Annotated in this window: 12 protein-coding genes; all 12 read right to left on the reverse strand. The window is 71.5% G+C overall.

The window, feature by feature from the left end; translation table 11 throughout:
• Positions 1-50: 50 nt before the first annotated feature.
• Positions 51-569, reverse strand: a complete 519-nt coding sequence (locus tag ACIBP6_RS24100; RefSeq protein WP_132615504.1) for an adenine phosphoribosyltransferase — start codon at positions 567-569, stop codon at positions 51-53.
• A gap of 182 nt (positions 570-751) precedes the next feature.
• Complete coding sequence (gene secF / locus ACIBP6_RS24105; protein WP_397055530.1) at positions 752-1,744, reverse strand: protein translocase subunit SecF; 993 nt, start codon at positions 1,742-1,744, stop codon at positions 752-754.
• Position 1,745: 1 nt separating this feature from the next.
• On the reverse strand, positions 1,746-3,494 hold the full coding sequence (gene secD, locus ACIBP6_RS24110) for a protein translocase subunit SecD (protein WP_397055532.1): 1,749 nt from the start codon (positions 3,492-3,494) through the stop codon (positions 1,746-1,748).
• A gap of 91 nt (positions 3,495-3,585) precedes the next feature.
• The gene (gene yajC / locus ACIBP6_RS24115; protein ID WP_132615501.1) at positions 3,586-3,960 is read right to left on the reverse strand and encodes a preprotein translocase subunit YajC; all 375 of its coding nucleotides are present in this window, start codon (positions 3,958-3,960) and stop codon (positions 3,586-3,588) included.
• A gap of 213 nt (positions 3,961-4,173) precedes the next feature.
• Positions 4,174-5,205 carry a Holliday junction branch migration DNA helicase RuvB gene (gene ruvB, locus ACIBP6_RS24120; protein WP_397055534.1) on the reverse strand — a complete coding sequence of 344 codons (1,032 nt, stop codon included), beginning with the start codon at positions 5,203-5,205 and terminating at the stop codon, positions 4,174-4,176.
• A 291-nt stretch (positions 5,206-5,496) separates the two neighbouring features.
• Positions 5,497-6,117: a Holliday junction branch migration protein RuvA gene (ruvA, locus tag ACIBP6_RS24125; protein ID WP_397055536.1), complete on the reverse strand. Its 621-nt coding sequence runs from the start codon at positions 6,115-6,117 to the stop codon at positions 5,497-5,499.
• A 115-nt stretch (positions 6,118-6,232) separates the two neighbouring features.
• Positions 6,233-6,763: a crossover junction endodeoxyribonuclease RuvC gene (gene ruvC / locus ACIBP6_RS24130; protein WP_397057068.1), complete on the reverse strand. Its 531-nt coding sequence runs from the start codon at positions 6,761-6,763 to the stop codon at positions 6,233-6,235.
• A 111-nt stretch (positions 6,764-6,874) separates the two neighbouring features.
• The gene (locus ACIBP6_RS24135; RefSeq protein WP_397055538.1) at positions 6,875-8,017 is read right to left on the reverse strand and encodes an enhanced intracellular survival protein Eis; all 1,143 of its coding nucleotides are present in this window, start codon (positions 8,015-8,017) and stop codon (positions 6,875-6,877) included.
• A gap of 12 nt (positions 8,018-8,029) precedes the next feature.
• On the reverse strand, positions 8,030-9,895 hold the full coding sequence (locus ACIBP6_RS24140; protein ID WP_397055540.1) for a hypothetical protein: 1,866 nt from the start codon (positions 9,893-9,895) through the stop codon (positions 8,030-8,032).
• A gap of 135 nt (positions 9,896-10,030) precedes the next feature.
• Positions 10,031-10,780: a YebC/PmpR family DNA-binding transcriptional regulator gene (locus tag ACIBP6_RS24145; protein WP_132623300.1), complete on the reverse strand. Its 750-nt coding sequence runs from the start codon at positions 10,778-10,780 to the stop codon at positions 10,031-10,033.
• A 3-nt stretch (positions 10,781-10,783) separates the two neighbouring features.
• Positions 10,784-11,362, reverse strand: coding sequence for a pyridoxal 5'-phosphate synthase glutaminase subunit PdxT (pdxT, locus tag ACIBP6_RS24150; protein WP_397055542.1), 579 nt, complete (start codon positions 11,360-11,362; stop codon positions 10,784-10,786).
• A gap of 117 nt (positions 11,363-11,479) precedes the next feature.
• Positions 11,480-12,355 (reverse strand): endonuclease/exonuclease/phosphatase family protein, encoded by an 876-nt coding sequence (locus ACIBP6_RS24155; protein WP_397055544.1) that lies wholly within the window; start codon positions 12,353-12,355, stop codon positions 11,480-11,482.
• Positions 12,356-12,368 lie beyond the last annotated feature (13 nt).

Genomic DNA, 12,368 nt, shown 5'->3' on the forward strand with positions numbered 1-12,368 from the left:
CAGATCCCCCCAGTGTATCCAGGCATCGCACCTGGACTTTCGCGGGCCGATCAGACGGTCACGAGAGAGCGCACGTCCACTCCCGCCAGCCGCTCCCGTCCCTGGAGGAAGGCCAGCTCCATCAGCACGGCGATGCCGGCGACCTCGCCCCCGGCCCGCTCCACCAGCTCCACCGCCGCCTTGGCGGTGCCGCCGGTGGCCAGCACGTCGTCGACGATGAGCACCCGTTCCCCGGGCACGAAGGCGTCACGGTGGACCTCGATGGTGGCGGAGCCGTACTCCAGATCGTAGGACTCCTCCAGCGTCGCGGCGGGCAGTTTCCCCTTCTTGCGCACGGGCACGAACCCCGCCCCCGCCCGGTACGCCACCGGCGCGGCAAGGATGAACCCGCGCGCCTCGATCCCCACGATCTTGTCGGCCTGGTGCGTGCCGGCCAGCTCCTCCACCACGGCCGCCATGGCGACGGGGTCGGCCAGCAGCGGGGTGATGTCCTTGAACACGACTCCCGGCTTGGGATAGTCGGGGACGTCCCTGATGCGGTCCAGGATCATCGTGCTCAGCTCGGTCATGACGCTCCTCGCTTCTCGTGTGCCGGGCTCCATGATGGTGCATTCCGGCCCGCGCTCGAACCCTCGCGGGCGTCAGAACCCTCCCAGGACGCCTGAGAGGACCGCTGACGCCTTCGTGCCGCCGCTCCGGGACACGAAGACGCCCTCGCCCGTACAGCGGGCGAGGGCGTCGTACGAGGCGGCTAACTCTTGGCTACCGCTGCGCTTTTGGAACCCTTCGCCCCCTTGCCGCCGCTGGTGGAGGCGATCCTCCTGGCGATGGCCTGGTACTTCGGCTCGCGCTCCTTCAGCGTGACCAGCAGCGGCGTGGCCACGCAGATCGAGGAGTACGTGCCGACGATCATGCCGACGAACAGGGCCAGCGACAGGTCCTTCAGCGTGCCCGCGCCGAGCAGGGTGGTGCCGATGAACAGGATCGCCGCCACCGGCAGGATCGCGACCAGCGAGGTGTTCAGCGACCGGATCAGCGTGTGGTTGAGCGCGTCGTTGGCCGCCATCGAGTAGGTCTGCTTCGACGTGTGGCCCAGCTTGGCCGTGACCTCCTTGATCATGTCGAACACCACGACCGCGTCGTAGAGCGAATAACCGAGGATGGTCAGGAAGCCCAGCAGCGTCGCGGGCGTGACCTCGAAGCCCGACCAGGCGTAGACGCCGGCCGTGATGACCAGGTCGTGGAAGAGCGCGACGATGGCGGCGAGCGCCATCTTCGGCTCGAACGCCATCGACAGGTACAAGATGATCGCCAGCATGAACACGCCCAGGCCGATCCAGGCCTTCTGCGAGACCTCACCGCCCCAGGACGGGCCGATCGCCTGGATGCTGATCTCACCGGCCGGAGTGTCGAGGTCCTGGGCGATCGCGGACTGCACCTGCGTCGTGGTGTTCTCCGGCAGGCTCTCGGTGGTCACCCGCCAGCCGTCGCCGGCCTCCTGGACGATCGCCTGGTGCACGCCCTCGTCGAGGACGGTGGTGCGAACCTGCTCGACGGTGGCCTGCGGCGCCTTGAACGAGAAGACCGTGCCGCCCCTGAACTCCACGCCCAGGTTGAGCCCGTTGAACACCAGACCCGCGATCGAGATGAGCAGCAGGACGGCCGACAGGCTGTACCAGAGCCTCCACTTGCCGACGAAGTCGACATCGATCTCGCCTCGGTAGAGGCGGCGCCCCAGTCCCATGTCAGGCCTCCTGCGGGGTGGTCGTGCGGCCGGTCTGCGTCTCGCTCATGCGCTCGGCGTCGAGACCCGACAGCGGATGGCCCTTGGCGAAGAACTTCACCCTCGCCAGCAGGGCGATGAACGGCTTGGTGAACAGGAACACCACCACGATGTCGATCAGCGTGGTCAGGCCCATCGCGAACGCGAACCCGGCCACACCGCCCACCGCCAGGAAGTAGAGCACGATGGCCGCGATGAACATGACGGCGTCGGCGATCAGGATCGTGCGCCGGGCACGGACCCAGGCCACCTCGACGGCCGCGCGGAGCGTGCGTCTGCCCTCCTTCATCTCGTCGCGTATGCGTTCGAAGTAGACGATGAAGGAGTCGGCGGTGATGCCGATCGAGACCACCAGGCCGATGATGTGCGGCAGCGACAGCCGGAAGCCGGCGTTGTGGCCGAGCACGACGACCGAGGTGTAGGTGATGATCGTGGCCACCACGAGGCTCAGCACCGCCACGATGCCGAGACCGCGGTAGTAGAGCAGGCAGTAGAGGACCACGAGGACGAGGCCGATGAGGCCCGCGATCAGGCCGCCGAGGAGCTGGTCCTGGCCCAGGGTCGAGGAGACCGTGTCGACCGAGCTGCGGTTGAACTTCAGCGGCAGCGCGCCGTACTTGAGCTGGTCGGCCAGGGTGGTGGCGCCGGCCTGGTCGAAGCCGCCGGTGATCTCGGCCCGCCCGCCGGGGATCGGGCTGATGATGTTGGGGGCGGTGATCACGACGCCGTCGAGCACGACCGCGACCTTGTTGCGCGGCTCGGGCGAGTTGAACGCCTCGGTGGTGAGCTTGCTCCACTCGTTGGCGCCCTTGCTCTTGAAGTCGAGCTGGACGACCCACTCGACGGTGCCCTGGCGGACACCCGCGGAGGCGGTGTCGATGTCGGTGCCGACCACCTTGGCGACGTCGAGGACGTACTTGAAGCTGCCGTCGGTCTCGCACGCGGCGTACTGCTTGTTGGGGTCGTCCTGGATGCCCTGGCCGCGGTTGGCCGGGTCGGCGCAGTCGAGCTTGTTGAACTGCTCGAGCACCGCCGGGTCGATGCCGGTGGTGTCGATGCCGAGCTGCTCCGGAGAGGGCGTGCCGCTCTGGCCGGTGGGGCCCGGCGACGGCGTGGCCTTGGCGTCCTGGTCCTTCTTGGCGTCCTTCTGGCCGCCGCCGTCCTGCCCGCGCGCCGGCTGCTCGGACGGCTCAGCGGAGCCGGACGGGGCCGGCGTCGGGGCCGTCAGCGCGGAGGACAGCGCCTTGCCCGTCGGGGAGGCGCTCGGCTGGGTGCTGGCCTCCGGCGCGCCGGCCGACTGCGAGGCGGCCGGGCTCGCGGACCCCGAGGGCGAGGCCGCCGGGGTCGGAGCGGTGGTGGCGAGTTCCTGCGGGAGCTGCGTGGCTGCCATGGCCAGCACCTGGCGGAAACGCAGCTCCGCGGTGGTGGCGACCAGCTTGATGGCCTCGCCCTGCCCGACTCCCGGGATGGAGATGATGATGTTGTCGCCTGACTTGGCGACCTCCGCGTCGGAGATCCCGGTGCCGTTGACCCGGTCGCGGATGATGCTCACCGCGCGGTCGAGGATCTCGTCCGGCGGAGCCGCGTTGTTCTGGGTCACTGGTGACAGAGTCACCGTCGTGCCGCCGGCGAGGTCGAGCCCCAGCTTGGGCGTATACGCCTTCTGCAGGAACATCGTCCCGCCCAGGGCGAGGATGAGCGCCAGAAGCACGAGGAGCGTACGCCCCGGTCGGCTGTGGCTGCTGGTCGATCGGGCCACTGGTCGTCAGTTCTTTCAGATAGAGGTTTGTCGCAGAGCTTAGTCAGGACCGCTTGGTGTTGGAGTCCTGGTCCCCGTTACGCTCCACGGCGGCCTCGGACTCCGTCTTGTCCTCCTCGCCGGACCCGTCGGCGACCGGCTCGTCCGCCGGAGCGTCTCCGGGCGTCACGACCCGACCGATGGCCGCCTTGACCCAGCGGGTCTCGATCCCTGGCGCGACTTCGAGGATGACGTCCTCATTGTCCACCGCGACGACGGTAGCGAACAGGCCGGTGGTCGTCATGACGCGGGTGCCGGGCGTCAGGGAGCTCTGCATCTTGAGCGCCTCTTGCTGACGCTTGCGCTGAGGGCGGATCAGCAAGAAGTAAAACACCACCACCAGCAGAATCAGCGGCAGGATGCTAGTGAGTTGGTCCATAAGGGGCGACCTTCCAATTGTCGTACAAGGAGTTGACACCGGCCTCGCGCCGGAAATTCCGTGCGCAGCGTCGGGCCGCGCCGCATCAGCCCGTCAGCCTACACAGCCAGCCAAGCCACGGAGTGTAGGCGCTTGTTGCGAAACGCGGCAACGAGGCAGCGTTTCGGCACGCGGGGAAGTTCCCATTTTGAAACGGTTGCAACCGATCTGTGATCAGGCCAAATCGGTCGCTCCGAACGCGTCGGGAGGCGGGGCCAGTCCGAGGTGGATCCAGGCCGCCGCGGTGGCCACCCGGCCGCGCGGGGTCCTGGCCAGCAGGCCTTGGCGTACGAGGAACGGCTCGGCCACCACCTCCACCGTTTCCGGCTCCTCACCCACGGCCACGGCCAGGGTGGACAGGCCCACGGGGCCGCCGCCGAACTTTTTCAGCAACACGCCGAGCACCGCCCGGTCGAGCCGGTCGAGCCCTTCGGCGTCAACTTCGTAAAGATTCAGCGCTGCCGCCGCAATTTCGCGATTTATCACTCCATCAGCGCGTACGTCCGCAAAGTCGCGTACACGCCTCAGCAGCCGGTTGGCGATGCGGGGCGTTCCCCTGGAGCGGCGCGCGATCTCGTGGGCGCCTTCTTCGGGAAGCGTGACACCGAGCAGCCGGGCCGAACGGTAGAGCACCTGTTCGAGCTCGGCGACCTCGTAGAAGTCCATGTGGGCGGTGAAGCCGAACCGGTCGCGCAGCGGAGCCGGCAGCAGCCCGGCGCGGGTGGTGGCGCCCACCAGGGTGAAGGGCGCGATGTCGAGCGGGATGGCGGTGGCGCCCGGCCCCTTGCCGACCACGATGTCGACCCGGAAGTCCTCCATGGCGAGGTAGAGCATCTCCTCGGCGGGCCTGGCCATCCGGTGGATCTCGTCGATGAACAGCACCTCACCCTCGGTGAGGGTCGACAGGATGGCCGCGAGATCGCCGGCGCGCTCCAGCGCCGGGCCGGAGGTGATGCGGAGCGGGGCGTTCAGCTCGGCCGCGATGATCATCGCCAGGGTCGTCTTGCCCAGGCCCGGGGAGCCGTTCATCAGCACGTGGTCGGGCGGCCGCTGCCGTCGCAGCGCACTCTCCAGCACCAGGGACAGCTGCTCGCGCACGCGCCCCTGGCCGATGAACTCGCTGAGGCGCTTGGGCCGCAACGCCGCCTCGATCTGCAGCTCGTCGCCTCCGGCATCGGGCGACAGGATCTCCCGCTCAAACCCCACGCCGGCTCCTCCTTTCGCTCGCGCCACCGGCCCACTCCGTGCCACAACCCCCGCCACCCCGCCTCGCCACCCTGTCGCGAGGCGGAATGGCTCGCTTGGGCGGCAGATGCGGGTTGCCCGGGCCGGCGTGCTCGCGCGGAAGGTCAAGGGCCCCCGAGATGCCGTGCTCGGACCGAAGACCAGAGCCGCCCAAGCTGCCGTACGCGGATCGACGGTGAGGGGCACTCAGGGTGGCCCGCTCGGACGGAAGGTGGGGAGTGCCCGGGGTGGTGTGGGGAGCGGGGCGCGGGGTCATCGGATGCTCAGGGATCGCAGGGCGGCCTTGAGCAGGGCGGCGACCTGGGGCTGGCGGCCGGCGGCGAGCTCGGCGTCGGCGTCGGGCTCCACGGCGGCGATCGCCTGGTCGGCGTCCTTGCTGGAGTAGCCCAGGCCCACGAGCCCGGAGTGGACCTGATCGCGCCACGGCGCCGTGCGCCGCGCGCCGTTGAGCGCCGCGTCGAGCGCCGCCTCGGGGGTGCCGAGCCGGTCTTTCAGCTCCAGGACGATGCGCTGTGCGCCCTTCTGGCCGATGCCCGGCACCTGGGTGAGCGCTTTGAGGTCGGCGGCGGCCACGGCGGTGCGCAGCGCGTTGGGCGTGTGGACGGCGAGCATGGCCAGCGCCAGCTTGGGGCCGACCCCGCTGGCCGTCTGCAGCATCTCGAACACGACCCGCTCGTCGTCGGTGGCGAAGCCGTAGAGGGTGAGCGACTCCTCGCGGACGACCAGGGACGTGGCCAGCCGGGCGTCCTCCCCCATCCGCAACGTCGCGAGCGTGCCCGGAGTGCAGTGGACGAGGATGCCGATGCCGCCGACCTCGATCACGGCCCCGTCGGGCGCGATCGCCGTCACCTTGCCCGCCACCGACGCGATCACAGCCGCCCGCCTCCCGTCACTGCCCCTCCTGGCCCGGTCATGGTCATGCGAGTATCCCGCTCAACTGGTCTGCCCGGCGACTCCGGCGATCGGCGCGCCGGACGCGGCGCGGGCCTCACGGCCGGGCGCCCTTCCCGGTGGCCCTGGCCACTGCCTCGGCCAGGCGATGCTGGGCGCCGCCGCGCCAGACGTGGCAGATGGCCAGCGCGAGCGCGTCGGCGGCGTCGGCGGGCTTCGGCATCTCGCTCAGCCGCAGCAGGCGGGTGACCATGGCGCCGATCTGCTTCTTGTCGGCCGTGCCGCTGCCGGTGATGGCGGCCTTGACCTCCGACGGCGTGTGCAGCGCCACGGGCAGCCCGCGCCGGGCCGCGCACAGGACCGCGATGCCGGCCGCCTGGGCGGTGCCCATCACCGTGCGGACGTTGTGCTGGCTGAAGACGCGCTCCACGGCCACCGCGTCGGGCCGCACCTCGTCGAGCCAGCGCTCGATCCCGGCCTCGATGCCGACGAGCCGGGCGCCGAGCTCCTCGTCGGCGCCGGTGCGCACCACCCCGACGGCCACCATCGACAGCGGCGCCCCCGGCCGGCCCTCGACCGCGCCGAGGCCGCATCGGGTCAGCCCCGGATCGACGCCCATCACCCGCACCGGCATGCCCTCCCGCCCGCCGAACACCTGTTCGCACGAGACTCTACCCCTGCCGGGATGCCCGCGCACCGCGAATCGCCCGTCCAGCGCGGGCCTGCCGGAAGTGGCGCCTCAGAAATAGTCCAGCATGTACGGCTTGGCGGCGAAGGCCGCGTCGAGGGCCTCGTCGTAGCGGTCGTCACCGGTCATGAGCCCGCCGAGCCGCAGCGTGGCCGTCGGGACACCGGCGTACAGGGCGGAGAAGCCGTTGACGGTCAGCCGAGGGCCGGGCCCGTCGACCGGCGTGGCCGCGCCCGAGCCTCCCGCGAGCTCCAGCCGCCACGTGCCCCCGGCCCTGACCGGGTCGTCCACGGTGACGACGGCCTCGCAGGAGGCGTGGGCCGGGTAACCCCTGCGCTCGACGGCGGCGGGCACGTCGAGCACCCGGAACATCCACCGGATCTGGGCGACCTCCTCCTTCGTACGCTCGCGCAGCAGCCACAGCACCGGATCGTCGGGCGCCACGGACGCCACGACGTGGCGGGCGACGGAGGACGCGCTGCCGACCAGGGACCACAGGGCGCGCAGGGTCTCGCCCGAGCCGGCGACGAGGTTCTCGACCTCGATGTCGTCGCCCTTCCAGCGGTAGACGACGTAGCCGTCGTCGGCGAGGTAGAGGAAGTCGTCCTCGTCACCGAGCCGGACGCCCCAGATGTGCTCGTCCCAGCAGACCGGGCCGCTGGAGCGGGCGAGGGCGTGCACGCGGTGGAGCACCGACACGACCTCGGCGGCGTCGCCGGGGCCCATCCTGCGCAGCTTGACCGGCCCGGCCGGAGCGATCCTGCGCAGGTCCTCGGCGGGCAGGCGCACGGTGTGCAGCGCTCCGGCGTGCTCGTAGCCGATCCGGCGGTAGATGGCGGTGGTGGCCGGGTAGAGCGCGGACACCGCGTCGCCGAGCGCCTCCGCGCGGTCCATCACGGCCTTCATGATGAGGGTGCCGACGCCGCGGCCGCGGTCTTCCGGGTTGACCGTGACCCCGGCGACCCCCGCCATGGGCTGCGGCTTGCCGTGCCACCACTGCGTGAACCCGCGCAGCCGGGCGGCGGCGGCCAGCCGGCCGCCGTCGAACACCCCCAGGTAGCGGCCCTCGCCGAGCGCGGGCAGCACCATGCGGCGCCACTTCTCCCTGCTGTCCGCGGGTATCGGGCCGAAGGCGCGCCTGCGCGCGTCGATGACGTCGTCGAGGTCTGCTTCGGTCAGGTCGCGTATCTCCACAAGCAGTCAACCCTACGCAGCCGGGGCGGGCGAGGGCGAACCCTGCCCCGCGTCCTTGACCGTGATCGCGAGGCGGTCGAGGTAGAGCAGCTGGGCGGCCACGAGGGCGGCCAGCGCGACGGCGACCACGAGCAGCGGCGTGCCGGCGCCGACGTCCGGCGTGCGGGCGGCGTACGAGCTGAGCTGGTTGACCTGGGCGACCGGAGCGGTGAACAGCTCGGGCTGCTGGGCGACCAGCAGCGGCCACAGCAGGTCGTGGGCGTTCACGAGCGTGACGGCGCCGGTGAGGATGCCGGCCATGGGCAGCGACGGCAGGAACACGCCGCCGAAGAAGTCGCGGTCGGTGCGCTCGGCCAGCCCCTTGCACAGCAGCGTGAGCACCAGCAGGGCCGGGACGCTCACCAGCACGGGCGGGATGAGCGCGGGGAAGGTGTCGACGAGGCCGAGGTTGCGGGTGTTCTGCCAGTTGGCGACGCCGAGGACGCCCGTGCCGGCGAACAGCCACGGCGCGAACACCAGCAGCAGCCACTCGCTGCGCCGCCCCAGCGGGCGCAGGCCGCCGATGCCGAGCGCGGCCAGGTAGGCCACGCCCACCGGGACGACCGCGCCGGCGAGGGCGGGCACCCAGGTGTTGACCTGCGCGCGCAGGGTGCCCGCAGGGCTTCGCGGCGAGGCGAGCACGCCGTCGATCCAGGGCCAGGCGCACAGCAGCGCGACGGCGGCCACGACGACCAGCGCCGTCACCCCGGCGGCCACGGCCACCGGCCCGGCCGCCCGCCGCACGGGTACGGCCGGGGAGGCGTGGCCCGCGCCGGCCACCGCCTCTGCGGGCCCCGGGGGCAGGAGCTCCGCCCCGCCGGTCACGTACGGGGACGCCGGAGCGTCCTGGCCCGTCGCGGAGAACACGCCGTAGGGGCCCGCCACCGGCTGCCCGTGGGCCTGGCCGTAAGGGGACGCCGGCAGCTGGGCGGCGGCCCCGGAGGACACGCCGTACGGGCTCGGAGCTTTGTCGTGCGACGCCCACGAGGAGGCGTCGGCGGCCGCCTCGCGCGGCGTCACGGTGATGCGCAGCCGGAAGGCGACCGCGACGATCGTGGCGGCGACGCCGAGCACGGCGAGCAGAGCCCACGTGAGGGCCGCGACGGCCGCACCGGGGCCGAACTCGGCCATCCGGAAGGCGTAATCGTAGGACAGGCCCGCGAGCGTCTCTGTGGCGCGCTGAGGGCCTCCCCGGGTGAGCACCATGCCGAACGAGAACGCCTGCAGCCCCACGGCGACGACGGCGAGCGCGAGCAGCGCCCCGACGGCGAGCAGCGCGGGCCCCGGGGTGCCGCCGCGCAGGACCGGCAGGTACGCGACGAGGGCCAGCGCGCACACGACGCCGAACGTGGCCGCGGCGACGATCAGCCGCAGCGTGCCGGGGGCGGTGGCGGCCTCGCGCAGCCCGTCGGCCAGGGTGACGACGCCGGACGCGTTGGGCATCAGGCCGCGCGTCCAGGCGGCGGCGACCCCGACCGGCGAGAACGTGACGACCGCGAGCGAGAGCGCGATGCGAGCGGCCCGCCTCGGCCACGTGCCCGCGCGGTCGAGCGCCAGCGCCAGCAGCGGGCCGACCACCACGGCCACCAGCAAGGGGATCAGGGTCAGGGACAGCGTGAACCCCAGGGCCCGCCAGAACTCGCCGCCGCCGAGCAACTCGGCGTAGTTGGCCGTCCCCGCGTAGGTGCTCTCCCGCAGGACGCCGCCGCGCTGGAAACTGAGCCAGATCGTCTGACCCGTGGGCAGGACGAGCGTGATGAGCGTGCCCAGCAGCGCGGGCACGGCGAGCAGCCAGCCGAGCGCGGGAGAGGCCGAGTGTGGGGGGTTGGGGGAAGTCACGTCGCCCGACCCTACGCCGACCCGGCCCCCTCGCGCACGCCGAAAACCTGTCGGCTCGCGCGGGGCGAACAGGACCCCGGCACGCGAAGGGGCCCGGCGGACGACCGGGCCCCGGAACGTGTGCGGCGCGGGCCGTCAGTCGAGGGCGGCCAGGACCTCGTCGGAGACGTCGAAGTTGGCGAAGACGTTCTGCACGTCGTCGCTGTCCTCCAGCGCGTCGATGAGGCGGAACACCTTCTTGGCGCCCTCCTCGTCGAGCGGGACGCTCATGGTCGGCACGAAGCTGGACTCGGCCGAGTCGTAGTCGATGCCCGCGTCCTGCAGCGCCTTGCGCACCGGCACCAGGTCGCCCGCCTCGCAGATGACCTCGAACGACTCGCCGATGTCGTTGACCTCCTCGGCGCCCGCGTCGAGGACGGCCATCAGCACGGTGTCCTCGTCGAGGTCGTTCTTGGGGACGATCACGACACCCTTGCGGTTGAACATGTACGAGACGGACCCGGGGTCGGCCAGCGAGCCGCCGTTGCGGGTCAGCGCCACGCGCACCTCGGAGGCGGCGCGGTTGCGGTTGTCGGTGAGGCACTCGATGAGCACCGCGACGCCGCCGGGCGCGTAGCCCTCGTACATGATCGTCTGCCAGTCGGCGCCGCCGGCCTCGAGGCCGCCGCCGCGCTTGCGGGCCCGCTCGATGTTGTCGTTGGGCACGGAGTTCTTCTTCGCCTTGAAGATGGCGTCGAAGAGGGTGGGGTTGGCGTCCGGGTCAGGGCCACCGGTCCGGGCCGCCACTTCGATGTTCTTGATGAGCTTGGCGAACAGCTTGCCGCGCTTGGCGTCGAGCGCGGCCTTCTTGTGCTTCGTCGTCGCCCATTTGGAGTGGCCGGACATTACCTAGAGCTCCCTCACCATGTCTACGAAGTAACGGTGCACGCGGACGTCCCCGGTGAGCTCGGGGTGGAACGACGTCGCGAGCAAAGGCCCTTGACGGACCGCGACGATCCTATCCCCAGGCTCGCACCTGCCCAGCACTTCGACGTCGGCGCCGACGGATTCGACCCACGGGGCGCGGATGAAGATGGCGCGCACGCGCCCGCCGGCGAAGTCGAGATCGGACTCGAACGAGTCGACCTGGCGGCCGAAGGCGTTGCGCCTGACCACCATGTCGATGCCGCCGATGGTCTGCTGACCTGTCATGCCGTCCTCGATGCGGTCGGCCAGCATGATCATGCCGGCGCAGGAGCCGTAGGCGGGCATGCCTTCCTTGATCCGCATCCGCAGCGGCTGCAGCATGTCGAAGGTCTCGGCGAGCTTCCACATCGTGGTCGACTCCCCGCCGGGGATGACGAGGCCGTCGACCGCGTCCAGCTCGGCGGGCCGCCGCACGGCGACGGCCGTGGCGCCTGCCTCTCCGAGCATGCGCGCGTGCTCGCGCACATCGCCCTGGAGAGCGAGTACACCGATCGTGGGCACAGCCGATCCTTCCGTCCGGGTACGGGTTTCCCCAATTCAACACCAGAATGCCCCGCCATCTTCCTCCAGGAGGCCGCGTTCAGCGACCTCCGGCAGGACAGCGGACGCGGTCCGCGCTCACAGGACCACCTTCATGAAGACCGGCTTGTGGTCGGAGACGGTCACCTCCTGAGCGACGTGACACCGGCGCACGGACCCCTTCGGGGCGAACAGGTAGTCGAGTTTCTTGCCCCCGCGGGTCTCCCTGCCGGTGCGCCGCGTCCCGCGCTGGTCGCACTCCTGGTACGTCCGGTAGGCCGGGGCGACGGCGCGGCGGCCGGCGGCGCCGCCGTACCCGCTGCCGGGCGGGGCGACGTTGAGGTCGCCGCCGACGATGGTCCGGTGTCCGGGCCGGCTGGCCACCTGGAGCAGGCGCCGGATCTGCCGGGTGCGGTAGGGGGCGCCGGCCTGCCGGTCGTCGTAGGAGGACCCGACGGACAGGTGGGTGCCGCAGGCCCGGACCTTCACGGAGGAGAGGGTGGCGCAGATCGCGGCCCGCGCGACGTACCAGGGCGGGGCGGGCAGCGGGTGGGTCTCGAATGCGGCCCGCTCGCCGGCCACCGCGACCGCGATGCTCTGCGCGCCTCGCGGGCGGCCGAGCCGGTCGGGATGGCAGGCGTACGGTGTGCCGTCGTGTGAGGTCAGGCCCCACGAGCCGATCGTCCAGCTCCGGCCGGTGCGCCGTTCCAGCCACAGTTCCAGGGTGCCGGTCGCGCCCGTGCAGAACTCCTGGAGGAAGATCACGCCGGGCTCGATCGGCGCGCCGAGGGCGTGCCGGCCGATGTTCTCCGCCAGCTCGACCGCGCTCGCGCGGTAGAGGGGGCACAGGGAGTTGGTGCCGGTGCAGACGTTCCACGTCATCGCCGACAGCGTCACCGGCGGCTCAGCCCGGGCGGGAGCCGTGAGAGCGCTTGCCGCGAGCGTCAGGACCAGCCCCCACACCATGGGCGACATACAACCATGAAGA

The sequence above is a fragment of the Nonomuraea terrae genome (assembly GCF_044465245.1).
Taxonomy (GTDB): Bacteria; Actinomycetota; Actinomycetes; order Streptosporangiales; family Streptosporangiaceae; genus Nonomuraea; species Nonomuraea terrae.

Excerpts from the sequence above, each read along its gene's own strand:
- yajC (WP_132615501.1), bottom strand. The coding sequence starts at position 3,960 with ATGGACCAACTCACTAGCATCCTGCCGCTGATTCTGCTGGTGGTGGTG.
- ACIBP6_RS24155 (WP_397055544.1), bottom strand. The coding sequence starts at position 12,355 with ATGTCGCCCATGGTGTGGGGGCTGGTCCTGACGCTCGCGGCAAGCGCT.
- secF (WP_397055530.1), bottom strand. The coding sequence starts at position 1,744 with ATGGGACTGGGGCGCCGCCTCTACCGAGGCGAGATCGATGTCGACTTC.
- ACIBP6_RS24100 (WP_132615504.1), bottom strand. The coding sequence starts at position 569 with ATGACCGAGCTGAGCACGATGATCCTGGACCGCATCAGGGACGTCCCC.
- ACIBP6_RS24145 (WP_132623300.1), bottom strand. The coding sequence starts at position 10,780 with ATGTCCGGCCACTCCAAATGGGCGACGACGAAGCACAAGAAGGCCGCG.